Below are 24,850 nucleotides of genomic sequence, written 5' to 3'. Positions count from 1 at the left end.
TTACCTCTCGTCAGGAAATGCGAACCGCGCCACGATGCGCCGCCGCCAGGGCGCACTCAGCGCGCATTCGACCACGCCATGCCCGCTATAGGCATGGATGAAACTCGCCCGCGCGCCGGTCGCGGCCAGCACCCCCAGATGCTTGGCCACCGACCCCTCGCGCATGCGAAAGAGGATCACATCGCCGGGGGCTTCCGCATTCAGAGGTTTGCCCACCAGATGCCGCGCGGCCGCCTGCCACAGCGCCTCCTGCCGCGCAGGCTCGGACCAGTCCATCGTATAGGCGGGCGGGCGCTCAGGCTCAGCACCCCGCAGCTCGCGCCAGAGCCCGCGAACAAGCCCCAGACAGTCGCAACCCGCCCCCCGGCACGCCGCCTGATGCCGATAGGGCGTGCCGATCCAACCGCGTGCTGCGGCAACGATCCGTTCCCCCTGCGCACTCATCGGCGACGGCTCCGGCCATCGAGACGCGGTGATTTCGTCGGATCGGTGATCGTCCAATCGTCACCGGGAATATCTGGAAAACCCTGAAAATTCAGCAGATTGCCGAACTTGATCTGACAAGTCACCATCCGCTTGTCGCAGCCCGCCTCGATTCGCAACGCATCGCCGGACGCAACCTCGGCCCGCAGCGGATGCCACAGCTCGATCACCCGCCCCGCGCCCTCGCTCCGGTCGCGCTTGATGAGACCAACCAGCCCCGCCGCCGCACCGCTCTGCACCCGGATCACCCCGTGCCGAAACCAGCCTTCGTCAAACCCGCCCATCCCGGCAAAGCGAAACACCCGGTTTCCCTCGATTTCCTCGACCTCTCGCTCGGACACATAGCCCGGCGTCTCCAGATCAAATGTGCAATCCCGATCCCCCAGAACAGCGCTGCAACTCTTCTGATAGACCCGCCCCATCGGCACGTTGAGCGCATCGGTCAAGCCCCGCAACTCTGCCTCGAACGCGCCACCGGCGCGGCGCAACTCGCCAATCGTGCCGCGAAACAATAGCTGCCGCGCGGCCACGTCCTGCCAGTTCACCAGCCAGGCGCGCAGATCTGCGCCGTCATAACGCCCCGCCTCTATATCCGCCTCGCGGATCGCGGCATCGCTGAGCGCGCCCAGCGCCTCGGTATTGTCCACCGACAGGCCCGTCGTCTGTTGCAGCGCCAGCGCGCTCAGCCCGGTATCGGGGCGAAACGCGATCCCATCAAAGACCAGTTCCCGGTCGTGATCGGTAAACCCCATCACCACACCATCGCGCCGCGTCAGCGCCCAGCACCGACAGGTGGTGGTGACACCCGTTTCCAGATGCGCCTCCAGCCCGCTCATATCCGGATCTCCACCACCGGAACATTCGGCACCTCACCGGCCTGAAAACTGGCCATGCTGGCCTGTATGCGATCCGTATCAAACCGCACCGGCACGTCGAATTCATAGCCTGCGGTGATCTGCACACCCATGTTGGGCGGCTCGGAAAAGGTGACGATGCCGGTGGTCGCGTCCACCTCGTAATGCACGCCCTCCTGCGACTCGTTGTTCGACAGGCCGATGCGAACGCTGCCCTTGACCGGCTTGGCGATGGGGCGCACCGCCACCTGCTCGCCCGAGCGGTAGGTCTTGAGCAGTTGGAACGAAACGGTCGCGTCATCCCCCACCCCGATCACCTGATCGCGGTAATCGGGCGCGGCCTTGGCCCGGCCCGATCTGAAATCGGTCCAGTCCTTCCAGCGAAACCCGTAAAGCTGCCCGCGCCGCGCCTCGAAGAATGCGATCACCGCCTCGATATCGTCCAGGCTCCGCAGCGCCACTCCCGCATCATAGCGCCGGCGCGACTGCGCCCATGGCGTGTTGCGCTCCTCGAACCCGTTGGCGAGCGTGACGATATCCGTCAACCGCTCCGGCCCGCCAAACGAGCCGAAACTCAGGCTCGCCGGAAATCTGACCTCGTGAAATCCCATTGCCCTCTCCCTTTCAGCGATTGCGCCCGCCGCGTCCGATCACGCGGCCCAGTTGCGCCGCGATCTGCCCCTGCGAGCGGCGGAACCCCTCGGTATCGGGCGTCTGGATATTCATCACAACGCTCACGTTGCCGCCGCCCTGCGCGCGCACACCCAAACGCCCGTCCGGGCCACGCGACAGGGGCATGATCGCCTCTGGTCCCGCCTCACCCATCAGGCCCGTGCCGCCGCGCATCGGGAATGTCACCGGGCCGCTCACCACCCCGCCACTGGCAAAGGGCTGCACCCGGCCCTGCGCGAAACTCGCCCCCCTCGCAAAGGGGAACAGCCCGCCCACAAGACTGCCGATCCCCTGTGAAATCAGCCCACCCAACTGATCTGTCACCGGGCGCGTAGCATCGTTGAACGCGGTGTTGACCATGATCGTCGCCAACCGGCGCAGACTGTCCGACAGGCTGTCGCCCTCCACCACCGCGCCACGCAGCGCCCCGCGCAAGCCTCGGCTGAGGCCCCGTTCCAGCGATTGCACATCCTGCCCGGCAGCGGCAAACCCGCCCCGCACCCGCGCCAGTTCCGCGCCAAAGGCCGCCGCCATACCCGTCGCCTGCCCCATCGTATCGTCAAGAGAGGCAATCTGCGCCTCCAACTCCGTCTCATCCATCGCTCATCGCTCCTTGCTCATCGGGAAAGGTGCGCAACAGCGCCTCCAGCCCCGCGCGCGCCATCGGCTGCACGCCCTGCCGTTCGCCCAGCATCAGCCGCAATTCCACCGGCGTCAGCGCCCAGAATTCCGCCGGGCGCAAACCCAGCCCATGCATTCCCGCACGCATCAGCGCAGGCCAATCAAATCGCCCGCTCACGCCCCCACCTCGGGCAGCGCAAAGGCCCGCGCCAGGAGTTCCGCCGCCGCCCGCGCCGCCGCCAGTGGCCCGCCCTCGATCTCGGCGCTCAAAAGATCCGCCTCCGCCCCCCGCCAACCACCACCACGCAGCCCCGCCACGATCAGCGCCAGCACGTCGCGGGTGGAAAACGCCCCACCCTCGAACCGCGTCACCAGATCAACCAGCGATCCGGCACCCAGCCCCACCTCCAACTCCGCCAGCGCGCCCAGCGTCAGCCGCATCACGCGGCCCTCGCCGCCGATCACCAGCGCCACCTCGCCTGCCCAGGGATTGGCCATCGCCTCACAGCACCGTAAACGTGAGTTGCCCGGCAGAGGCGAGCGCCAGCTCATAGGTCGCCTCGCCGTCATGGGTGCCCCCATACTCAATGGCCGTCACCTGAAACGGTCCCTCGATGGTGCCGAAATCCGGGATGACAACCTGAAAATCCGGCATTTCCCCGTCAAAGAATATCTGCCGCGCCCGCTCATCGCTCGCCGCGTCGCGGAAAATCCCCGATCCGCTGATGCTCGCGGATTTCACCCCCGCGCCCGCCAGCAATTCGCGCCAGCCGCCCGCCGACTCGAGGCTTGTCACATCAACGCTCTCGGCGTTGAGACTGATGCGCGTGGCGCGCAGCCCGGCCACCGTCTGAAAATTGCCGCTGCCGTTGAGGTCGATCTTGATCAGCAGATCCTTGCCGTTCTGTACCGTCATATTTCCATCTCCGATATCAAAGGGTTAGACTGTGTCATCCACGCGGGCGCGAAAGACGAGGTCGACCCGCCGCAGCGTGCCGCCGGTTTCGCGCCGCGCCCGCGCACGCAGGAATGTGAGGCCGCTGAGATGCCCGCGACCCAGCACCAGGCGCGCATCCGCCAGCGCGTCGCTGACCGCGTCCGCGACTTGTTTGGCGCCAAGGAACCCGGCGCCCTCCGTCACGACAGAAACCGTGAAACTGTGCCAGGCCCCGCCCGCCGATCCGTCGCCACGCTCGCGCACGTCTTCGGAACCAAGCGTCACATAGAGCGGTGGCAGCGGGCCCGGCGGCACCGCGTCATAGATCGCGCCCCCCACCAACCCTGTCAGAACCGCATCATTGCTCAGCCGCTGGAAAACCGCCTCCTGCAGCGCCGCCGCCACACCATAGCTCATTGCACCACCTCCTCTTCCGCCCAGCAGGTCAGGTATCGCCCGCCCGCATCCGCCTCGGTCACCGCCACGATGTGAAAGAGCCGCGCGCCATCGCGCAGCCGCTGCCCAGCCTGCGGGCGCGAGGAACTGCCCTGCGGGGCCGCACGCACCGCAATCCGGTAGCCCGCGCGCGCCAGTCGCACGCCCTCTCCCTCAGCCTCGCGCCCGGCGCGTGTGCTGACCTCGGCCCAGAGCGTGCCCCGCGCCTGCCAGACAAGGGTGAATCCACCCGCACCATCCGGCAGGCGCAGCGCCGCCTCCAGCACCAGCGGCCGGTTGAGCCTTGGCCGCGCCATCACCGCGCGCTCCCGCCCAACAGACGCACCGTGCGATAGCGCTCGATCAGGCTGGCCACGCCAAACGGCATGCAGCCGCCGCTCAGCCCCGTCTCGTGTCGATATTCATAATAATGCGCCGCCAGCATCAGCACGGCCTGCGCCAGATCGGCCGGCAGATCACCCCAAGCCGCGCCATAGCCCGCACGAAACACGATCTCGGCCACGCCACCCGGCGCGATGGCAGGCAGGAACGTACCCGCAGGGCGCAGCACGGGCCGATGCGCATCGCGCTCCAGCCGGTAGTGCGCGGGGTCGATCACCTCGACCTCATCGGCCCGGTTGCGCAAGGAGAGACTGAGAACCGCGCTCACCGGTGCCACCGGCAGGGCCTGACCCCCGGCATCCCGCCACGCCTGCAACACCCAGGAAAAATCTCGCTCCATCAAGACTTTGCCGGTGCGCCCCTCAATGCCGGCCAAGGCGGCGCGCAGGAAACTCTCCAGAACCTGATCCTGGATATCGTCATCCGCAAACCCGGTGCCCAGCCGCAGATGCGTCCTGAATTCCGCCAGCGGCAGCGCGATCAGGGGCACTGCGGTTTCTTCCATCAACATCATGGACCTACTCCATATATCCCGGACCCTTCCGGTGCTTCAGGCGCGCGGCGTGCCCGCCCCGCGCCCCATCCGCGCACGTCAGGAGACGGCGAATTTCAACAGCTTGATCGCCTTGAAATCAGAGACATCGCCACCCACCCGCTTGGTGGCGTAAAACAGCACATGCGGCTTGGCGCTGTAGGGATCGCGCAGCACCCGCAGATCAGGACGCTCGGCCACCGTATAGCCCGCGCGGAAATCCCCGAACGCAATGGCATTGGCCCCCGTGGCGATGTCTGGCATGTCCTCGGCGATCAGCACGCGGTACCCCATCAGCCGCGCAGGCTCTCCCGCGGCCAGACCGTCCGACCACAGGAACCGGCCATCGGCATCCTTCATCTTGCGGATCGTCCCTGCGGTCTTCGAATTCATCACGAATGTCGCATTGGCGCGATACTGCGCGCCCAAGGCATAGACCAGATCGACAATCGGATCTGGCCCGTCAATCGCGCCTTCAGCCCCGGTCGGCACATAGCCCAGATTGCCCCAGGTCCAGACATCGTTATCGACACTCGGATGCGCCAGGAACCCGCGCGGCTTGTCCAGCCCGTCGCCCCCGACAAAGGCCGCCGCCTCGGCGCGCGCGAACTTGTCGGCGATCCGCCCAGCCAGCCAGCCCTCGACGTCAAAGGCGCTGTCGTCCAGCAGGCGCTGCGATGCCTTGGGCAGCGCGCTCAGCTCATGCAGCGGAATGTTGATCCGGTCGATCGCCGGCGTGTCGGTCTCGGCCACCGATCCGGTTTCCGTGGCCCAGCCATGCCCCACATCCGTGTGATCCACCAGCACGTCGAAACTGCTGGCCTCGACCGCGACCACATTGGCCACCGCCCGGATCGAGGCGGTCGAGGTCAGCACCGACCGGATCGTCTCGGCGGTCTGCGGATCGACCAGATATCCACCCTCACCGGCAATCGCGGTATTGAGCGCCTTGCCCTCCAGTTCCAGTCCGCGCAGCGCATCATCGTCGCCGCCGCGCAGGTAGGCGTCAAACGCCTTGCGATGCGGGGCATGGGTGTCGGCCCCCGCTGCCAGATGCGGGCGCGACAGGGCGATGGATTTGCGTTCAAACATGGTCATCTTCTCTTCTTGCTGTTGCAGTCGGTTGTAAACTTCGGCACGAAAGACACTGAATTCGCTCATGAAACCCGCCACAGCGGATTTCATCTCGGCCACCGGAGACAGATCTTCCCCGGCCCGAGCCTTTGCTTGGGTTGTCATCATTCCATCCTTCAGTTTGGGTCGTCGCCCGGCGCTAGATCCGCGCCATTTCCCGGCGGGCCGCGTCAAAGACCGCCGCCAATTCACGCAGCGTTCCGGCGCCCGGGGTCTCACCCTTGGCCGTCACCCGCGCACTGGGCAGCATCGGGAATGTCACCAGCGACACCTCCCAGAGCTCCAGTTCCCTCAAGAGCCGCTGGCCCTTGTCGTTCTTCACCGCGCGCAAGGTGCGATAGCCGATGCTGAGGCCATCAATCGCCCCCGCCGCGATCAGCGCCGCCGCCTCGCGCGCCCGCTCCACACTGTCCAGCAATCGCCCCTTGACCCACAGACCGCGCGCATCCTCGCGCACCTCGTCCCAGATGCCGATCGGCTGCGCCGGATCATGCTGCCACAGCATCTTGACCTTGCGACCCTCCGCCGCCAGCCGCGCCAGCGAGGCCGAATAGGCCCCCCGCTCGACGATATCGCCGCCCTGATCGGGCGCGCCAAAGAGGCTTGCATAGCCCTCGATCCGGCCTCCCTCGCCCACACTCAACGCCTCGCCGTCCAGGCGCACGAACTTGCGTTCAAGTCCCGTATCCATGTCCATTCACCTCGTCCTTTCCCTATCCTGCGGCGTGCCCGTAGGCCGGGATTCACCCCGGCAACGCCGCCAGAAGCGGCTGAAACGCCTGCACCAGAATCGCCGCTGCCACGCCGTAAACCGCCAGCCACAGCCGCCGCTCCAGCCGCTCCAGCGCCGCCTCCATCCGTTCCAGCCGCTCGGTCAGCGCGCGCAATTGCAACTCCGAGACCCGCTCATGCGCCTCCAGTCGCAGCGCCGGGGCGCAATCGAATGCCTCGAACCCGTAACGCGGCGGCGGCCCCGGCTCAGCCATTCATCCCACCCTCCGGCAACGCGGGCAGTCCCAGCAGCTCTCGTTTTTCCGCCGCCGTCAGGAAATCCGCCTGCGCCACGCGCGCCCATTGCGCATCGCGCTCAGCCGCCAGCGCCGGCACCTGATCCAGATCGGGGTGCAGATCCAACGCCTCGCCGCTCATCCGCGCCAGCCATGCCGCCACCGTGGCGCTCACCCGCGTCGCCAGCGGCAGCACCGTCAACCGATAGAACGCCCGGTTCGCCTCCTGGTAATTGGCGAATGTCGCATCGCCGGGAATACCCAGCAGCATCGGCGGCACACCAAATGCCAGCGCGATCTCGCGCGCGGCGCTTTCCTTGGTTTTCTGGAATTCCATGTCCGACGGGCTGAACCCCATCGGCTTCCAGTCCAACCCACCTTCCAGCAGCATCGGACGGCCCGCATTGCGCGCGCCCTGATGATGCGCCTCCATCTCGCCGACCAGCCGGTCATACTGATCGCTGCTCAGGCTGCCCTGCCCCTCGGCCCCCTTGTAGACGATCGCGCCAGAGGGCCGCGCCGCATTGTCGAGCAGGGCCTTGGACCAGCGCGAGGCGGAATTATGCACATCCACCGCCTGCGCCGCCGCCTGCAGAGGCGACAACCCGTAATGATCGTCCTGCGGGTGAAAGCTCCTGACGTGACAGATGCAGGGTGTGCCCTCGCTCACATCGAACCGATGCCTGCGACCGGCCACGGCATATTCATAGGCCACCGGCCAGCCATCCGCGCCCGGCACCACACTCATCCGGTCCGAGCGCAGCACATGCAGTTCCACCGGCACACCCGTCCCCGCACCAACCGCCTCGACATAGGCATTGCCGGTCAGCAGCAACTGCCCGTAAAGCGCCTCGAAGAGTTCGGCCCGCCCCTGCGCCGGATTGGGACACTTGATCAGGTCCAGCACAGGATGCGCCGCGAAGCGCTGCGCGCAGTCCTGCAATACCAGCGGCAACGCCGCCGCCGCCTCGGCGATCATCTTGACACAGCGAAACCCCACCGGATTGCCGGCAAAGCCGTTGCGCGCCAGGCTCACCGCGTCACGCGGGCTCCAGGCGACACGCCCGGCGGTGCCCCAGGCCACAACCCGGCCCGTGGCGCTAGCCTTCTGCTCGGGGGCCACCCGCGCCTCCGCCGCGCCACCCTGCCGGAAGAAATCCAGTATCATCGTCCCGCTCTCCTTGATCCCGCATCCGTTCGGGCCTCTCGCCCGCTTGATGGGCATCAGACCGTCAAATGTTTAAGGAAAGTAAACCACACCGTGCGCCCGACCCTGCCGGGCAGAACCGGGCAGAAGCGGTGTGGGGCGGGGTTTCAACGCGCCTCAGAGTGTTGAAAAACCCCTGCTCTCCGGGGCGGTCTGCCAGAATCCGGGAACTCTTACCGCCAGGATTCCGTTCCGTTCTCCGAACGTGACGCAAAGATGGGGCGAGTTTCAGTGCCGCTACCATTGTCGGCAACCCGCCATGACATGTCAGGTTGCCGCCAGACCCCTGCTGTTCCAGGGAGGGGCTGGCGCGTCGGAAGTCCGCCGTCCGCGCCCTCTTCGCGTCGAGCCGTCTGGTGTCGTCTGCTCGGATCCCTTACCCCTGATCCTTGTTACCCGCCCCGATGACATGTCATATTTGACATGTCTTCCCAGAGAGTTGAAAAGCCCTGGCTCTCCGACGCGGTGCCCGAAAATCCGAAATCCGTTCCCGTCAGGACTGCGTTCCGCTCTCTGAACGCAACGTGACAATGGGGCGGGTTTCAGGGCCTGCCACCTTTGCCGGCAGTCTGAGGGGGCTCCCGCTCACACCGCGCGCACCTGCGGGCGCCGCCATTTCGCCGCAGGCTCCACGATCAATTCGGTCAGCGCCCAGACCAGCGCATCCACCCGGTCGGGGCTGCCCCTGCCCTCGAACCCGCGTGCGGTCATGGCGCACATCTGATCCTCCAGCGCGCCAAGACCGCGCGCATGATGCACCCGCCCCTGCTCGTAGAGCGCCGCCACCGGTTCTGCCCGCGCCACCTTGCCCCGGCTCGCATGGACTGACCGGAACGGGACCAGCGGATCGACCTGCCGGATCACCTGCTCCACCAGGTCGCCGCCCTGATTGACCTCGGCCACCAGCCGCTCCGCCCCCCACCGCTCCATCGCGCGAATGGCGGCCTTGGCCCAGCCTGCCGGGCTTGCGCTGCTCACGCTCGCATCGGCCAGGACCCACGCACGCCAGTCCTGCACCGGCCCGCGCGTCACCGCCCCCGCCACCACGATCCCGCATTCGTCCGACCCGCCATGCCCGGTCATCGGCGGATCGACCGCCACCACGATCCGGTCCAGCTCAGGGATCACGTCCGCCCGGCACCGCTCCAGCATGGCGGGTGTCCAGAGCGCGCCCTCGGCCTCATCGACCAGCACGCCATCCAGCTCCTGCCGCCCCAGCCGCGTGCCCGCATACCGCGCGCGCACCTCTTCCAGGAACCCTTCGGCCAGATAGGCGCGGTTGGCCTCGGTGGGGGCGCTCGTCACCACCGTGCTGCCCGCCGCCAGAAGCTCTTTCAGCATCCCCACATTGCGCGGTGTCGTGGTCACGCAGACCCGAGGATCCTCGCCCAGCCGCAACCCGAATTGCAGCATGTCCCAGGTCTCGCGTGCCTTCTTCCACTTGGCCAGTTCATCCACCCAGGCCCCGTCGAACTGCGGTCCCCGCAACCCCTCGGGATCATGCGCCGAAAACGCCTGCGCCGTGGCTCCGTTGGGCCAGATCAGCCGCTTGCGCGTCGCCTGCCATTCAGGCCGGCGGTCGGGCGGAGAGCACGCCATGATCCCGCTCTCGCCAAAGACCATCACCTCGCGCACCTGATCTATCGTCTCGCCCACCAGCGCGATCCGATGGCATCGCCCCGCATCCAGCGGTCGCGCGCCTTCAACCTGCGCGCGCACCCATTCGGCACCCGCGCGCGTCTTGCCCGCGCCGCGCCCGCCCAGGATCACCCATGTCCGCCAGTCGCCCTCGGGCGGCAACTGATGCTCCAGCGCCCAGAACTCGAACAACCAGGGCAGCGCCAGCAAATCGCCATCACTCAGGACATCGAGGAACTGCCCCTGAACATCCAGCCCTTCTGAGACGATCCAGGCGGCCCCCGATCTGAGTCCTTGCCCCGACAAGGTCGATGGCAAATCCGTGGACGATGCCACGGTCCTCTCTTCTGCGTTTTTCAAGTTGCGCCTCCGCTTCTATCGCGATCTTCAGCCATTGCCGGATTTCCGACGTGGCCTTGGCCGCATTCTTCAGCTCGTCCAGTTCCCCGGCCTTGATCCGCAGATACAGTTCCTGCAACTCCTCGCGCATATCCGCGAGCTGCTGCTCCAGCGCGTCGATCGACGTGGTCAGACCCGAAGGCCCCTCATCGGCGGTGATCAAAACCATACGTGCTCTGCCTCATGCGTTTGTCCTGGGTCTCGGGTCTTTGCCGCTCTGACATGGAAAAGCGGCCTCCGGGGTCATCCCCGGGGCCGCTTGCCCATCTCGTCCAGCACATCACAACCTATACGCGAAACCGCGCGCAGAGTCAATGGAATTGCCCGGCGCACGCCCGCTAAGCGCCCGATATATTTACCATTTCTTGAGGATCATGCCGTCAGGCGACTGATCACCACGGTCACCTCGGGCCGCTTGCCGATCTCGGTCTGCGCGCTCTGCCGCACGACCCGGCGCAGTCCCTCCTCCAGCTTGTCGTCATCCGCCAGCGTCTTGTCACCGGCCCGCCCCATGAACTGCGCCAGATCCTCTTCCAGCACATCCACAAGCGGCGCACGGCTGCGCCCGGTCTCGGCCAGCCCCATGGTCTCGACCCAGGGATCGCCAAGCGGATCGTCCTCCTCGTCAAGGATGACATTGACCATCACATGCCCGTTGAGCGCCATGCGGATCCGATCCCGCACAACCCCGTCAAGCGCACCCACCTGCACCGAGCCATCGAGATAGGTGCGCCCCGTCTCGACATATTCGGCCACCTTGGGCTTGTTGCCGCTCAGATCGACCATCATCCCGTTCACCGCCAGAACCCCCGCAATCCGGTTCGCCTTGGCCAGCTTGACATGCTCGCGCAGATGCCGGTGCTCGCCATGCATCGGGATCAGGATCTGCGGCTGCAACAGTTTGTGCATCACAACCAGATCAGGCTGGTTCGCATGACCCGAGACATGATAGTGGTCGTCGCCTTCGATCACATCCACGCCCATCTCGCTGAACTGGTTCATGATCCGGATCACGCCGCGCTCGTTGCCGGGAATGGTCTTGGACGAAAACAGAAACGTGTCGCCGTCCTTCATCGTCATCCCGTTATACTTGCCATTGGCAAGCTGCGCGCTCGCCGCGCGCCGTTCGCCCTGACTGCCGGTCACGATCAGCATCAGATTCTCGCGCGGGATTGATCCGGCCTCCTCCGGGCTTATCGTCCTGGGAAAACCCCTGAGCACCCCGGTCTCGGTCGCCGCCTCGATCATCCGTTGCATGGCGCGCCCCATCAGACAGACCGACCGCCCGGCGCGCACGCCCGCCTCGGCCAGCGTCTTCACCCGCGCCACGTTGCTGGCGAATGTGGTGCAGACGAACATGCCCTTCGACCTCGCCACAAGCTCGGTGATGGGCACCCCCACACTGCTCTCCGAGCGCCCCGGATGCAGGCTGAACACATTGGTGGAATCGCAGATCAGCGCCTTGATCCCACCCTCGGCGAGACTCGCCCATAGGTCGGGATCGAACGGCTCTCCCACCACGGGATCGGTGTCGATCTTGAAATCGCCGGTATGCACCAGCCGCCCCGCCGGCGTGTCGATCACCAGGCCGGAGCTTTCGGGGATGGAATGCGATGTGGGAACGAAGCCCACCGAAAACGGTCCCGCCTGCGTGACCTCGGGCCAGGGCGAGACGATATTGACCGCCTTTTCCGGGTGACCGAGTTCCGCCATCTTGCGCCGCGCGATATTGGCGGTAAAGGCCCGCGCATGGATCGGCGCCCCCAGACGCCCGTAGTAATGCGCGACAGCGCCCACATGATCCTCATGGGCATGGGTGACAAATATTGCCTCCAGCCGGTCGCGCCGCTCGGCCAGCCATGTGATGTCGGGCAGAATAAGATCGACCCCGGGCGAGCCCTCCATATCCGGGAACGTCACCCCCAGATCGACCAGGATCAGCCGCTCCTTGCCGGGCTTGCCATAGCCGTAGACATAGGCATTCATACCAATTTCACCCGCCCCGCCGAGGGGCAGGTAGATCAGACGTTCACTGCTCATGGGGCGTCAGCCCTCCTTGTTATGCTCGAATATCACGGTCAGACCGTGCATTGTCAGTTTGTCCTCGAACATGTCGAACATGTCCGTGCCCTGCTGGAATAACGGTGCCAGCCCACCTGTTGCGATCACCTTCATGGTGCGGCCATGCTCGGCCTTTATCCGCTCACATATCCCATTGATCAGCCCGACATAACCCCAGAAGACGCCCGATTGCATGCAATCCACCGTATTCGTGCCGATGACGCGCTCGGGTTTGGTCACGTCGATATGCGGCAGCGCCGCAGCCGCCTCGTGCAGCGCCTGCAATGACAGGTTCACCCCCGGCGCGATCACCCCGCCGATATAGGCCCCGTCCGTGTCCACGACATCGAATGTCGTGGCGGTGCCGAAATCCACGATGATCAGATCCCCGCCATAGAGGTCATATCCCGCCACCGTATTCACCAGCCGGTCCGGTCCCACCTGCGTGCCCGCATCCACCCGCACATCCACCGGCAGGCGGCACTCGGGCTTGCCCACCACCAGCGGGCGGCACCCGAAATAACGATCCGAAAAGACCCGCAGGTTGAACACCACCCGCGGCACGGTGGAACTGATGATCACGCCGTCGATGTCAGCCTTGATGCCGAAATGGTTGAGCAGCGTCGAGAACCAGACAAAATACTGATCCGCCGTGCGCTGATGCTCTGTGGAGGTCCGCAAGGTGCAGAGAAACCTTTGACCATCCCAGATCGAAAACACCGTATTGGTGTTGCCGCAATCAATCGCCAACAGCATCCGCCACCCTCCGCGTCAGAAAAAAACCTCGGCTGCGGCAATCGCCTGCCGTCCCTCAGCGGTCATTAGAACAAGATTTCCGTCCGCGTCCACCGTCTCGAACGTGCCCTCATGGCTGTCGCGCGTGGTGCGCGCCGTGATCACCTCGCCCAGACGCGCCGCCCGCGCCAGCCAGGCGCGGCGGATCGGCTCGAACCCATAGGTCACGAACTGCGCCTCTGCCCGTGCATAGGCCGGGGCGAGCAAATCCAGAAACTCCTCGGGCTCCGGCGCGATGCCGGTTTCGGACAAGAGCGACACGGGCCGCAGCGCCCCCGCCTCCACCTGATCGGCGCGCGGGGCCTCTTTCAGATTGACCCCGATGCCGATCGCGAAATGGCTCAGACTGCCGCCCGTCCCGGCACTCTCCAGCAATATCCCCGCCAGCTTGCCGCCATTCAACAGCACATCATTGGGCCATTTGAGCGCGAATCCCGCCGTCCGCCCTGTGACGGCCACCAGCGCCTCATGAAGCGCCAGAGAGGCGACGAACGACCGCAACGCCACCTTGGCCGGGCTCTCCCCCGGGCGCATCACCAGGGTCGCGGCGAAATTGCCCGCCGGATTGACCCAGCCCCGCCCGCGCCGCCCGCGCGCCGCCGTCTGTTCCAGCGCCAGGATCCACTCCGGCCCCGCCAGATGCGGCGCGATCCGCGCCGCCTCGGCATTGGTGCTGTCCACCGATGCCAGCACGCGGCGCCCATAGCCCTCGGGCCAGTCGAACTCGGATCCCGTATTCATCCTGCTGCAAATACTCCCGCCGGAGGCGCACCCGGTTCCCCGGACAGGGCCGCCGCCCGCCTCAGTTGACCAGCGTCGCCGCCGCCGCCTGCGCCATGGCCTCGACGCCGAACATGTTGACGATGCCAACCAGCATGATCGCGGCCGATCCCATCAGGAACACCCATTGCACCGGCGAACGCCCGGTCTCCAGACCCTCGCCCTCTTCGCCGAAATACATGTAGAACACGATCCGCAGATAGTAGAACGCCCCGATCACGGACGCGATCACCCCCGCCACCGCCAGCCAGGCCAGCCCGCCCTCATAGGCCGCGCGCAGCACATAGAACTTGCCGAAGAACCCCAGCAGCGGCGGCACGCCGGCCAGGCTGAACAAGAGGATCAGCATGGCCAGCGCCCGGCCCGGCTCGGCCTTGGCATACATGTTGAGACTGTGGATATCCGTCACCGGCTGTCCGTCACGCTCCATCGACAGGATAAAGGCGAATGTGCCCACATTCATCGTCACGTAGATCGCCATGTAGATCAGCATCGCCTGCACGCCAAACACCGTGCCCGCCGCCAGCCCCATCAACGCATAGCCCATATGCGCGATCGAGGAATAGGCCATCAGCCGCTTGATATCGGTCTGCCCGATGGCCGCGACCGCACCCAGGAACATCGACAGGAGCGACAGCACCGCCAACACCTGTTGCCAGTCCCCCACCACGCCGCCGAACGCATCATGCACGACCCGCGCGAAAAGACCCATCGCCGCCACCTTGGGCGCGGTGGAGAAAAACGCCGTGATCGGCGTCGGCGCGCCCTGATAGACATCGGGCGTCCACATGTGGAACGGCACGGCGGAAATCTTGAAGGCCAGTCCCGAGATCACGAACACCAGCCCGATCAGCAGACCCACCGGCGCCTGCCCCTCTGCCGCCGCGATGATGCCTGAAAACAGCGTCGTGCCCGCATAGCCATAGGTCAGCGACGCGCCATAAAGCAGCAGGCCCGAACTCAGCGCGCCAAGGACAAAGTATTTCAGCCCCGCCTCGGTCGATTTCGCGCTGTCCCGCCGCAGTGACGCAACCACGTACAGCGCCAGCGATTGCAACTCGAGTCCCATGTAGAGCGCCATCAGGTCGCCCGCGCTGACCATCACCATCATGCCCACGACCGCCAGCGCAATAAGCAGCGGATATTCGAACCGCAATATGCCGCGCCGTTCCATGTAGTCCTGACCCAGCACCAGCACCGCGCCCGCCGACAGCAGGATCGCCACCTTGGCAAAGCGCGCGAATCCGTCATCGTTGAACATGCCGCCAAACCCTGCACGCGCGCCCGCGCCAGAGCCGGTCACCCCGATCCAGAACGCCATGATCGCAAGGAGCGCGGCGGTGAGCCAGACCAGCATGCCCGCCATGCGGTCCTTGCCGCTGTAGGCCACCACCAGAAGCGCCACCATCGCATAGACCGAGATCACGATCTCCGGCAGGATTATGGAAAGATCAGCCTGCATGTCTCAGGACCTCCGGTTCAATGCGAGCTTTCGGCAATCTGGGTCGCGGCCTGCGCCACGGCCTGTGCCGTCTCTACGTTGGAAATCAGCGCCTCGACCGAGGGGCCGGTGATATCGGTGACCAGCCGGGGATAGACCCCCAGCAGCAGCGTCATCACCACCAGCGGGGCAAAGATCGCGCGCTCACGCTTGTTCATGTCGGTGATGGTCTTGAGGCTCTCCTTGATCAGATCGCCGAACACCACCCGGCGATACAGCCAGAGCGCATAGGCGGCACTCAGAATCACCCCCGTCGTGGCCACCGCCGCCACCCATGTGTTGACCTGGAACACGCCCACCAGCGTCAGGAATTCCCCGACAAATCCGCTGGTGCCCGGCAGGCCCACATTGGCCATGGTGAAGAACATGAAGATCAGCGCATAGGCCGGCATCCGGTTGACCAGACCGCCATAGGCGTCGATCTCGCGGGTATGCATCCGGTCATAAATCACGCCGACACAAAGAAACAGCGCGCCGGAGATGAAACCGTGGCTGACCATCTGGAAAATCGCCCCGTCGACGCCCTGTTGATTGGCCGCGAAGATCCCCATAGTGACATAGCCCATATGCGCCACGGACGAATAGGCGATGAGCTTTTTCATGTCCTCCTGCGCCAGCGCCACCAGCGAGGTGTAGACGATGGCGATGGCGCTCATCCACAGCACCAGCGGCGTCAGCACCTCCGCCCCCACCGGGAACATCGGCAGGCTGAACCGCAGGAAGCCGTAGCCGCCCATCTTCAGCAGGATCGCTGCCAGCACCACAGAACCCGCAGTGGGGGCCTGAACGTGCGCATCCGGCAACCATGTATGCACCGGCCACATCGGCATCTTGACCGCAAAACTGGCAAAGAACGCGATAAACATCAGCGTCTGCATGCCACCGATGATGTGGATACCCAGAACAGTGAAACTCTCGCTCTCGAATTCATGGCGCAAAAGTGCCGCAATATCCGTGGTGCCCGCATCCGCGAACATCGCCACCATCGCCACCAGCATCAGCACCGAGCCGAGAAACGTGTAGAGGAAGAACTTGAACGACGCATAGATGCGTTCCCTGCCGCCCCAGATGCCGATGATCAGGAACATCGGGATCAGCCCGCCCTCGAAGAAAAGGTAGAACAGCACCAGATCCAGGGCCATGAACACGCCCAGCATCAGCGTTTCCAGCAGCAGGAAGGCGATCATGTATTCCTTGACGCGGTGCGTCACATTCCACGACGCGGCAATGGTCAGCGGCATGATGAAGGTGGTCAGCAGCACGAACAGCACGCTGATCCCGTCCACCCCCATCTTGTATTTCAGCCCCAGCAGCCATTCGCGTTCCTCCACGAACTGAAAGCCGGTGTCGGAGGGATCGAAATCGAACAGGATGAAGAGTGAGACCACAAAGGTCAGAACCGTGGCGATCATCGCCACCCATTTCGCATTCTTCTGCGCTGCTTCATCCTCGCCGCGCAGGAAAATCGCAAGGATTGCCGCCGCGACCGCCGGGATGAAGGTCACAATGGAAAGCAGGTTGTCCATCAGTTGCCCCCCCCGAAGATCGTCATCCAGGTGACCAGGATCGCGATCCCGATCACCATGGCAAAGGCATAGGTAAAGATGTAGCCGGACTGCGCCCGCCCTGCGAGCCGCGTCAGACGGGGAATGAGCCCCATCGCCACCCCGTTGAGCGAGCCGTCGATCACATCCCCGTCGCCGCGCTTCCACAGAATCTGGCCAAGCGCCTTGGCTGGCCGGACAAGCAGCCAGTCAAAGATCTCGTCGAAATACCACTTGTTGAGCAGAAAGAGGTAGAGCGGACGGTTCGTCTCGGCGACTTTGCGGGGCATCGACGGATCGAGGATATAGAACCAGAACGCCGTCACGAAACCGATCAGCATGGCGACAAAGGGGCTGACCTTGACCCATGTCGGCGCATGGTGCGCCTCATCCATCACATGATTGTCCGGGTGCATGAAGATCGCCCCCTGCGGCGCCCCGGCATGGGCCGGGCCATGCTCCTCGGCTGCCTCGCCCTCGTCGGCGTGGCCTTCGGATGCCTCCACATGATGCACCGGGATGCCAAAGAAACTGTTTACCTGATCATGGCTGCCAAAAAAGCTGTTGAACCACACCATCCCGGCGAACACCGCCCCAAGCGCCAGCGCGCCCAGCGGCACCAGCATGACCATCGGGCTTTCATGTGCATGCTCATGCGTATGCCTGTCGCCGCGCGACTCGCCATAGAACGTCATGAACATCAGCCGCCAGCTGTAGAAAGAGGTGAACAGCGCCGCGATCACCAGCATCCAGAAGCCATAGCCGCCCGCCGTTCCCGCCCAGGCGCTCTCGATCACCGCATCCTTGCTGAGGAACCCGGCAAAGCCGATATGGGTCAGCGGAATGCCCACGCCGGTGATCGCCAGCGTGCCGATCATCATCGCCCAGAACGTATAGGGCATCTTCTTGCGCAGCCCGCCATAATTGCGCATGTCCTGCTCATGATGCATCCCGTGAATCACGGAACCCGCGCCCAGAAACAGCATCGCCTTGAAAAACGCATGCGTGAAAAGGTGGAACATCGCCACCGAATAGACGCCCACGCCAGCGGCCACGAACATGTATCCCAGCTGCGAACAGGTCGAATAGGCGATCACCCGCTTGATGTCATTCTGCACAAGGCCCACCGTGGCGGCAAAGAACGCCGTCGAGGCTCCGATGAAGACGACGAAATTCAGCGCCTCGGGCGCATATTCCATCAGCGGCGACATGCGGCAGACCAGGAACACCCCCGCCGTCACCATGGTCGCGGCATGGATCAGCGCCGACACCGGCGTCGGGCCCTCCATCGCGTCCGGAAGCCATGTGTGCAGGAACAGCTGCGCCGACTTGCCCATCGCGCCCACGAACAGCAGGAACGCGATCAGATTGGCCGCGTTCCACTCGGTCCACAGGAACGTCACCTGCGTTTCCGCCAGTTGCGGCGCGGCGGCGAAAATGTCATCCAGTCTGATGCTGTCGACCAGGAAATAGAGCGCCATGATGGCCAGCGCGAAACCGAAATCGCCGACCCGGTTCACCACGAAGGCCTTGATCGCCGCGGCATTGGCGCTTGGCTTGCGATAATAGAACCCGATCAGCAGATAGGACGCGACGCCCACACCCTCCCAGCCAAAGAACATCTGAAGCAGGTTGTCCGATGTCACCAGCATCAGCATGGCAAAGGTAAAGAACGACAGATACGCGAAAAACCGCGGTCGATAGCTCTCGTTCTCGCGGAAATTCTCGTCATGCGCCATGTAGCCGACGGAATAGAGATGCACCAGCGCCGACACGGTGGTGATGACGATCAGCATGATCGCCGTCAGTCGGTCCATCCGGATCGCCCAAGCCGTGTCCAGCGTGCCCGACTGCACCCAGTCAAGGATATGCACCTGCTGCGTGATCCCGTCATGCGCCAGAAACACGATCCAGCTCAGCAGGCAGGACAGGAACAAAAGCCCCGTGGCCAGCCACTGCGCGCCAGCGTCGCCGATGACGCGCCAGCCGAACCCCGCGATGATCGCCCCGACGAGAGGCGCGAAGAGGAGGATGGTTTCCATGGCTTCAGCCTTTCATCACGTTGACGTCTTCCACGGCGATCGTGCCGCGGTTGCGGAAGAAACAGACGAGGATCGCAAGCCCGATGGCGGCCTCGGCAGCGGCGACGGTCAGCACGAAGAGGGTGAACACCTGCCCCACCAGATCGCCCAGATAGGACGAAAAGGCGACAAGGTTGATATTGACCGCCAGCAGCATCAGCTCGATCGACATCAGCAGGATGATCACGTTCTTGCGGTTCAGGAAAAGGCCGAAAATACCTATCACGAACAAGGCCGCCGCGACCGTTAGATAATGTTCAAGTCCGATCATGTCTGTCCCTCCGGGCCATGCCCGATTGTCGTCTTGTTGTCGTTCACGGCGCGCCTCGGCGCCTCTTGTCCCGTGTCATCCCGGGCTTGACCCGGGATCTCCTTGCCCTCAAGAGGCCCCGGTTCAAGCCCGGGGCGGGTCAGGGGCTGTTACAGCCCCTGACCCGGCTTCACATCCCGCAATTCCATCGCCTTGGCCGGATCGCGATACATCTGCGCCAGCACATCCTGCCGCTTGATGTCCGTCCGGTGCCGCAACGTCAGCACGATCGCCCCGATCATCGCCACCAGCAGGATCAGACCGGCCAGCTGGAACAGGATGAAATACTTGTCATAGAGCAGCAGACCCAGAGCCGCGGTATTCTCGACCCCCTCGGGGGTGACCGCGCCCCGCGCGGCCATCGCACCCGCATCCGCCTCCCATGCGCCAAAGACCAGGCCGAACTGCATCAGCAGGATCACCCCGATCAGCAGCGCAAGCGGCATGTATCTCGCCATCTCCGCCTTCAGCTCCGCGAAATCCACATCCAGCATCATCACCACGAACAGGAACAGAACCGCGACCGCGCCCACATAGACGATGATCAGCAACATCGCCACGAATTCGGCTCCCAGCAGCACGAACAGCCCCGCCGCGCTGATGAACGACAGGATCAGCCAGAGCACCGAATGCACCGGGTTGCGGCTGATCACGGTAAACAGCCCCCCGACCAGCAGCGAGACCGCAAAGAGATAAAAGGACATCGCCGCAATCGTCATTTGTCTTTTCCTCCGTCGCTCTTTTCGTCCATCACCTCGCGCGCAAATTCCATCGCGCGGGTCATCGACGGGATACCGGCAAACATCGACATCTGCGCGATGGTCTCGGCGATCTCGTCCCTGGTGGCCCCCGCCTCCAGCGCATGTCGCACGGTCAGCCGGATCTGCGTATCGCTCTGCGCGCCCAGCATCGTCAGCCCCGCAAGCGTGATGAGAAGCCGCGTCTTGGCGTCAAGCCCGTCCTTGCTCATCCCCTTGCCAAAGCTCATTTCCATGAACTCCTTGGGCATCGTCGGCCACAGCGCCTCGAACCCCTTGGGCGAAAAGGATTCCAGCGCCGGGTTCATCGCCTTGGCCATTTCCTGCGCCTGACGCATCATCATCTCGAAGGGGTTGGTTGGATCGCTCATCTGTAGGGTGCATCCATCTCTAGGTTACGGGCAATCTCTGCCTCCCAGCGTTCGCCATTCTCCAGCAGCCGCGCCTTGTCATAGAACAGCTCTTCGCGGGTCTCGGTGGCGAACTCGAAATTAGGCCCCTCGACAATGGCATCCACCGGGCACGCCTCCTGGCAAAAGCCGCAATAGATGCATTTCGTCATGTCGATGTCATAGCGCGTGGTGCGCCTGCTGCCATCGTCGCGCGGCTCGGCGTCGATCGTGATCGCCTGCGCCGGGCAGATCGCCTCACAGAGCTTGCAGGCGATACAGCGTTCCTCGCCGTTGGGATAGCGCCGCAGCGCGTGCTCGCCCCGGAACCGCACCGACAGCGGCCCCTTTTCATGCGGATAGTTCAGCGTCGCCTTGGGGGCGAAAAAGTATTTCAAGCCCAGCCTGAACCCCTTGATGAAATCGCTGAGCAGGAAATACCCCGCCGCGCGCCCGTAATCTATCTTGGTCATGGTTCAGCCTCCAATCGCCCAGCGGGCCCAGAACCCGCCCAGCACTTCGAATTTCGCAAGGAACGCCACGATCACCACCCAGCCCAGCGACATCGGCAGAAACACCTTCCAGCCGATCCGCATGAGCTGATCGTAGCGGTAGCGCGGGGTGATCGCCTTGACCATCGCGAAGATGAAGAAAAAGAACGCCATCTTGCCGACCATCCAGAACACCCCGTCGGGCAGACCCGGAATCGGGCTCAGCCAGCCGCCAAAGAACAACAGGCTCATCAGCGCGCACATAAGGAAGATCGCGATATATTCCCCGGCCATGAACAGCAGGAACGGCGTCGAGGAATATTCCACCTGATAGCCCGCCACCAGTTCCGATTCCGCCTCGGGCAGGTCGAAGGGCGGGCGGTTCGTCTCGGCCAGTGCGCTGATGAAGAACAGGAACACCATCGGCAGATGCGGCAGCCAGTACCACCCGAAAAAGCCATAGGCGGTATCCTGCGCCGCCACGATGCTGCTGAAATTGAGCGAGCCGGTCGAAATGATCACCCCGATGATGATAAGGCCGATACTGACCTCATAGGAAATCATCTGCGCGGCGGAACGCAGCGAGCCGAGGAACGGATATTTCGAGTTCGACGCCCAGCCGCCCATAATGATCCCGTAGACCTCCAGCGACGACACGGCAAAGACGAACAGCACCGCCACGTTGATATCCGACAGCACCCAGCCCTCGTTCATCGGGATCACCGCCCACGCCAGGATCGCCAGCACAAAACTGGTCATCGGCGCCAGCATGAACACCGCCTTGTCGGCACCGGCCGGCACGACGACCTCCTTGACGACATATTTCAGCGCGTCCGCCACCGTCTGCAACAGGCCCCAGGTGCCCACCACGTTCGGCCCCCGGCGCATCTGCACCGCCGCCCAGACCTTGCGGTCGCCATAGACCAGGAACAGCAGCGAGATCATGACAAAGCCCACCACCGCAAGGCATTGCGCCATGATGATCACCAGAGTCCCGAGCGGGGTTGTGAAAAATTCAGCCATCAGGTCCTCACACCATCGGTATTCCATGTTCCGCGCAATCCGCGGCGACGACTTCGGCGTCGATTGTTCTCTGCCCCGGCGGCAGGGCCGCCGAGATCATGTATACGGCATCCGCCCGCCACAGCCCGGCCTCGCGGCTGACCAGCGTGCGCAGGTGCCGGGCAAATCCGAACCCTGCGTCCAGCGCCTGTTTCGCCACCGCGCATTGCGCATAGCGTTCGACATCCGCCTCGTCGCGCGCGCCCCGCATGCCGACCTCGACCTGCACCAGCCCCCGGCCCAGCGTCCGCGCCTCGATCCCCTGATACTCGGGCGCAAAGGCGACGGCATCCGGGGCCGGGCCCGCCTGCGCGCAGGCCGACAGCGCCAGTATGATAGCCGCCGCCATTCTCACTCTGCCGCCATCGGGCGCGTGGCCCGGGCCTTTGCATTGGCGCTCAGTTCCGCCATCAGCGTGCTTGCCCGCGCAATCGGATTGGTCAGGTAGAAATCCGCAATCGCCAGCCGAAAATCGGCCTTGCCCAGTTTTGCCTTGGCCAGCGGCTGCCAGTCATTCGCGGGCACCCGGTCGATCTTTTTCAGATGCGGCACATCCCTGACCAGCGCCTGCCGCAACTGCGCGATGCTGTCATAGGGCAGCACCGCCCCCAACTCCCCGCTCAGCGCCCGCAGGATCGCCCAGTTTTCCTTGGCCTCGCCCGGTGCGAACCCCGCGCGCAACGCAAGCTGCGGGCGGCCCTCGGTGTTGACAAACAGGCCCTGCTCCTCGGTATAGGCCGCCCCCGGCAGAACCACATCGGCGCGATGCGCGCCCCGGTCGCCGTGGCTGCCCTGATAGATCACGAACGGCCCCGGCGCGATCTCCACCTCGTCGGCACCAAGGTTGTAGATCACGTCGGCCCCCTCAATCGCGGCCTCCGGACCACCCTCGGTCACGGCACCCACATCCATCGCACCGACGCGCGCCGCCGCCGTGTGCAGCACCAGCATACGCCCCGACAGCGCCATGGCAGCGGCCAGAACCGCCACGCCATCCGCCTCGCGCAACGCACCTTGCCCGACAATGACAATGGTATCCTCGGGCACTTTCAGCCCTGCGAGCGCGGCCCGGTCGGTGCCTGCATGGGTATAGTCATAGGTCAGATCGACCTTGGGTCCGATGACCGTGACATTCGCCCCCTTGATCCAGGCCTTGCGGATACGCGCGTTCAGCACCGGCGCCTCGACCCGCGGATCGCTGCCGATCAGAACAATATTCTTCGCGCTGTCCAGTTCCTCGACCGCCACATTGCCCACATAGGCGCTGCGATTGCCCGCAGGCAGACGCGCCTTGTCGGTGCGGCACTCGACGGAACCGCCCTGCCCCTCGATCAACCCTTTCAGCGCATAGATCGCCTCGACCGGCACCAGATCGCCGACCAGACCGGCCAGCTTTTTCGCGCCCTTGATCGCCTGCGCGACAGTGGCCAATGCCTCGGGCCATGTGGCGGGGCGCAGCTTGCCATTCTCGCGCACATAGGGCCGGTCCAGCCGCTGCCGCCGCAGCCCGTCCCAGACAAAGCGCGTCTTGTCGGAAATCCATTCCTCGTTCACGCCGTCATGGTTGCGCGGCAGAATGCGCATCACCTCGCGCCCCTTGCAATCGACGCGGATATTGCTGCCCAGCGCATCCATCACGTCGATGGTTTCCGTCTTGGTCAGTTCCCATGGCCGCGCGGTAAAGGCATAGGGCTTGCTAACCAGCGCCCCCACCGGGCAGAGGTCGATGATGTTGCCCTGCAGGTTAGAGTCGATGATCTCGCCCAGATAGGTAGTGATCTCGGCATCCTCGCCACGACCGGTCTGCCCCATCACCTTGACGCCCGCCACCTCTGTGGTGAAGCGCACGCAGCGCGTGCAGGAAATGCAGCGGGTCATATGCGTTTCGACCAGCGGACCCAGATCCAGATCCTCGCTCGCGCGCTTGGGCTCGCGGTAGCGGCTGAAATCCACGCCATAGGCCATCGCCTGATCCTGCAGGTCGCATTCACCACCCTGATCGCAGATCGGGCAATCCAGCGGATGGTTGATGAGAAGAAACTCCATCACCCCTTCGCGTGCCTTCTTGACCATCGGGCTGTTGGTCCGGACCACCGGCGGCTGCCCCTCGGGGCCGGGACGCAGATCGCGCACCTGCATGGCACAGCTTGCCGCCGGTTTCGGCGGCCCGCCCACGACCTCGACCAGACACATCCGGCAGTTCCCGGCAATCGACAACCGCTCGTGATAGCAAAAGCGCGGGATCTCGACGCCCGCCACCTCGCAGGCCTGAATGAGGGTCATCGCCCCTGCTACCTCGATCTCCCGGTCGTCAATGATGATCTTGCGTAGGTCCGACATCTCTTCTCACTTTGCTCTCAACAGCTTGCCGATCTGGCTCTGCTCTGCAATTTCCCGACTCCCGAGCCGACACAGACCCGGCCCGCCTTCGGGCTCCGCCCCATTCGCGCGGATATAGGCATCGCGCCGCTCACGCATGAGCGCCTTTTCATCCTTGTCGTTGATGTATTCGTCAATCTCCGCCTCGGAATATCCGCGCGCCCGCGCCTCGGCCTTGAGCGCCTCCAGATAACGGATCGCGGTAAAGGTCCGCGGCGCGATCGCATCGCAACCCTTGCGAATCTTGTTGGCGACCGAAACGTAGAACAGCCCCTGATTGATATCGGCCTCGCGCGCCAGCGATCCGGCAGTTGCACTCGCTGCCGTAGCGCTCAGAACAAGGCCCATAGCCAGAGAGAGGATCATCCGCATGATTTC

The 24,850-nt window shown here is 64.4% G+C and carries 30 protein-coding genes; all 30 read right to left on the bottom strand.

The genetic code is table 11. The features are described 5' to 3' along the window. Positions 1-444: an NlpC/P60 family protein gene (locus BSG08_RS01580; RefSeq protein ID WP_093030978.1), complete on the bottom strand. Its 444-nt coding sequence runs from the start codon at positions 442-444 to the stop codon at positions 1-3. Beyond that, positions 441-1,319: a DUF2163 domain-containing protein gene (locus tag BSG08_RS01575; protein ID WP_093030975.1), complete on the bottom strand. Its 879-nt coding sequence runs from the start codon at positions 1,317-1,319 to the stop codon at positions 441-443. Before BSG08_RS01575 ends, BSG08_RS01580 begins: the two co-directional genes overlap by 4 nt. Beyond that, complete coding sequence (locus BSG08_RS01570; protein ID WP_093030972.1) at positions 1,316-1,948, bottom strand: DUF2460 domain-containing protein; 633 nt, start codon at positions 1,946-1,948, stop codon at positions 1,316-1,318. Before BSG08_RS01570 ends, BSG08_RS01575 begins: the two co-directional genes overlap by 4 nt. A 13-nt stretch (positions 1,949-1,961) precedes the next feature. Continuing rightward, entirely contained in the window at positions 1,962-2,609 is a 648-nt protein-coding gene (locus tag BSG08_RS01565) for a phage tail tape measure protein (protein ID WP_093030969.1), read from the bottom strand. Next, the gene (locus BSG08_RS01560; RefSeq protein ID WP_093030967.1) at positions 2,602-2,808 is read right to left on the bottom strand and encodes a rcc01693 family protein; all 207 of its coding nucleotides are present in this window, start codon (positions 2,806-2,808) and stop codon (positions 2,602-2,604) included. Before BSG08_RS01560 ends, BSG08_RS01565 begins: the two co-directional genes overlap by 8 nt. Next, complete coding sequence (locus BSG08_RS01555) at positions 2,805-3,128, bottom strand: gene transfer agent family protein (RefSeq protein ID WP_093030964.1); 324 nt, start codon at positions 3,126-3,128, stop codon at positions 2,805-2,807. Before BSG08_RS01555 ends, BSG08_RS01560 begins: the two co-directional genes overlap by 4 nt. Before the next feature lie 4 nt (positions 3,129-3,132). Next, positions 3,133-3,546 (bottom strand): phage major tail protein, TP901-1 family, encoded by a 414-nt coding sequence (locus BSG08_RS01550; protein ID WP_093030961.1) that lies wholly within the window; start codon positions 3,544-3,546, stop codon positions 3,133-3,135. A gap of 24 nt (positions 3,547-3,570) precedes the next feature. Then, entirely contained in the window at positions 3,571-3,984 is a 414-nt protein-coding gene (locus tag BSG08_RS01545; protein ID WP_093030959.1) for a DUF3168 domain-containing protein, read from the bottom strand. Beyond that, positions 3,981-4,319: a head-tail adaptor protein gene (locus tag BSG08_RS01540; RefSeq protein ID WP_093030956.1), complete on the bottom strand. Its 339-nt coding sequence runs from the start codon at positions 4,317-4,319 to the stop codon at positions 3,981-3,983. Before BSG08_RS01540 ends, BSG08_RS01545 begins: the two co-directional genes overlap by 4 nt. Next, positions 4,319-4,918, bottom strand: a complete 600-nt coding sequence (locus BSG08_RS01535; RefSeq protein WP_093030953.1) for a head-tail connector protein — start codon at positions 4,916-4,918, stop codon at positions 4,319-4,321. Before BSG08_RS01535 ends, BSG08_RS01540 begins: the two co-directional genes overlap by 1 nt. Positions 4,919-4,996: 78 nt before the next feature. Beyond that, entirely contained in the window at positions 4,997-6,178 is a 1,182-nt protein-coding gene (locus BSG08_RS01530) for a phage major capsid protein (protein ID WP_093030950.1), read from the bottom strand. 31 nt (positions 6,179-6,209) lie between these two features. Beyond that, on the bottom strand, positions 6,210-6,767 hold the full coding sequence (locus tag BSG08_RS01525; protein WP_093030947.1) for an HK97 family phage prohead protease: 558 nt from the start codon (positions 6,765-6,767) through the stop codon (positions 6,210-6,212). Positions 6,768-6,813: 46 nt separating this feature from the next. After that, on the bottom strand, positions 6,814-7,056 hold the full coding sequence (locus tag BSG08_RS01520) for a GTA head formation protein, RCAP_rcc01685 family (protein WP_093030944.1): 243 nt from the start codon (positions 7,054-7,056) through the stop codon (positions 6,814-6,816). After that, positions 7,049-8,245 carry a phage portal protein gene (locus BSG08_RS01515; RefSeq protein WP_093030942.1) on the bottom strand — a complete coding sequence of 399 codons (1,197 nt, stop codon included), beginning with the start codon at positions 8,243-8,245 and terminating at the stop codon, positions 7,049-7,051. Before BSG08_RS01515 ends, BSG08_RS01520 begins: the two co-directional genes overlap by 8 nt. Before the next feature lie 624 nt (positions 8,246-8,869). Beyond that, positions 8,870-10,228 (bottom strand): DNA-packaging protein, encoded by a 1,359-nt coding sequence (locus BSG08_RS01510; protein ID WP_245770571.1) that lies wholly within the window; start codon positions 10,226-10,228, stop codon positions 8,870-8,872. After that, positions 10,140-10,490, bottom strand: a complete 351-nt coding sequence (locus BSG08_RS01505; protein WP_093030937.1) for a hypothetical protein — start codon at positions 10,488-10,490, stop codon at positions 10,140-10,142. Before BSG08_RS01505 ends, BSG08_RS01510 begins: the two co-directional genes overlap by 89 nt. Positions 10,491-10,693: 203 nt before the next feature. Next, positions 10,694-12,361 carry a ribonuclease J gene (locus BSG08_RS01500; protein WP_093030934.1) on the bottom strand — a complete coding sequence of 556 codons (1,668 nt, stop codon included), beginning with the start codon at positions 12,359-12,361 and terminating at the stop codon, positions 10,694-10,696. A gap of 6 nt (positions 12,362-12,367) precedes the next feature. Then, positions 12,368-13,138 (bottom strand): type III pantothenate kinase, encoded by a 771-nt coding sequence (locus BSG08_RS01495; RefSeq protein WP_093030930.1) that lies wholly within the window; start codon positions 13,136-13,138, stop codon positions 12,368-12,370. 15 nt (positions 13,139-13,153) lie between these two features. Continuing rightward, positions 13,154-13,918, bottom strand: a complete 765-nt coding sequence (locus BSG08_RS01490) for a biotin--[acetyl-CoA-carboxylase] ligase (RefSeq protein ID WP_093030927.1) — start codon at positions 13,916-13,918, stop codon at positions 13,154-13,156. A gap of 61 nt (positions 13,919-13,979) precedes the next feature. Further along, entirely contained in the window at positions 13,980-15,419 is a 1,440-nt protein-coding gene (nuoN, locus tag BSG08_RS01485; RefSeq protein ID WP_093030924.1) for an NADH-quinone oxidoreductase subunit NuoN, read from the bottom strand. A gap of 17 nt (positions 15,420-15,436) precedes the next feature. Continuing rightward, the gene (locus BSG08_RS01480) at positions 15,437-16,984 is read right to left on the bottom strand and encodes an NADH-quinone oxidoreductase subunit M (RefSeq protein ID WP_093030921.1); all 1,548 of its coding nucleotides are present in this window, start codon (positions 16,982-16,984) and stop codon (positions 15,437-15,439) included. Then, positions 16,984-19,044 carry an NADH-quinone oxidoreductase subunit L gene (gene nuoL, locus BSG08_RS01475; RefSeq protein ID WP_093030918.1) on the bottom strand — a complete coding sequence of 687 codons (2,061 nt, stop codon included), beginning with the start codon at positions 19,042-19,044 and terminating at the stop codon, positions 16,984-16,986. The genes BSG08_RS01480 and nuoL overlap by 1 nt, the downstream gene beginning before the upstream one ends. 4 nt (positions 19,045-19,048) lie before the next feature. Then, positions 19,049-19,354, bottom strand: a complete 306-nt coding sequence (nuoK, locus tag BSG08_RS01470) for an NADH-quinone oxidoreductase subunit NuoK (protein ID WP_093030915.1) — start codon at positions 19,352-19,354, stop codon at positions 19,049-19,051. 149 nt (positions 19,355-19,503) lie between these two features. Next, the gene (locus BSG08_RS01465) at positions 19,504-20,112 is read right to left on the bottom strand and encodes an NADH-quinone oxidoreductase subunit J (protein WP_093030912.1); all 609 of its coding nucleotides are present in this window, start codon (positions 20,110-20,112) and stop codon (positions 19,504-19,506) included. Then, entirely contained in the window at positions 20,109-20,522 is a 414-nt protein-coding gene (locus tag BSG08_RS01460; protein ID WP_093030909.1) for a carboxymuconolactone decarboxylase family protein, read from the bottom strand. Before BSG08_RS01460 ends, BSG08_RS01465 begins: the two co-directional genes overlap by 4 nt. After that, on the bottom strand, positions 20,519-21,013 hold the full coding sequence (gene nuoI, locus BSG08_RS01455) for an NADH-quinone oxidoreductase subunit NuoI (protein WP_093030906.1): 495 nt from the start codon (positions 21,011-21,013) through the stop codon (positions 20,519-20,521). The genes BSG08_RS01460 and nuoI overlap by 4 nt, the downstream gene beginning before the upstream one ends. Before the next feature lie 3 nt (positions 21,014-21,016). After that, positions 21,017-22,054 (bottom strand): NADH-quinone oxidoreductase subunit NuoH, encoded by a 1,038-nt coding sequence (gene nuoH, locus BSG08_RS01450; protein WP_093030903.1) that lies wholly within the window; start codon positions 22,052-22,054, stop codon positions 21,017-21,019. 7 nt (positions 22,055-22,061) lie between these two features. Beyond that, positions 22,062-22,442: a hypothetical protein gene (locus BSG08_RS01445; protein ID WP_093030899.1), complete on the bottom strand. Its 381-nt coding sequence runs from the start codon at positions 22,440-22,442 to the stop codon at positions 22,062-22,064. 2 nt (positions 22,443-22,444) lie between these two features. Next, positions 22,445-24,433, bottom strand: a complete 1,989-nt coding sequence (gene nuoG / locus BSG08_RS01440; RefSeq protein ID WP_093030896.1) for an NADH-quinone oxidoreductase subunit NuoG — start codon at positions 24,431-24,433, stop codon at positions 22,445-22,447. Positions 24,434-24,439: 6 nt separating this feature from the next. Continuing rightward, on the bottom strand, positions 24,440-24,844 hold the full coding sequence (locus BSG08_RS01435) for a DUF5333 domain-containing protein (RefSeq protein ID WP_093030893.1): 405 nt from the start codon (positions 24,842-24,844) through the stop codon (positions 24,440-24,442). Between the last annotated feature and the right edge of the window lie 6 nt (positions 24,845-24,850).

The sequence above is a fragment of the Roseovarius azorensis genome, assembly GCF_900109455.1.
Taxonomy (GTDB): domain Bacteria; phylum Pseudomonadota; class Alphaproteobacteria; order Rhodobacterales; family Rhodobacteraceae; genus Roseovarius; species Roseovarius azorensis.
The sequence above is the reverse complement of the archived record's forward strand: the minus strand, read 5'-3'. Positions and strand labels throughout refer to the sequence as shown.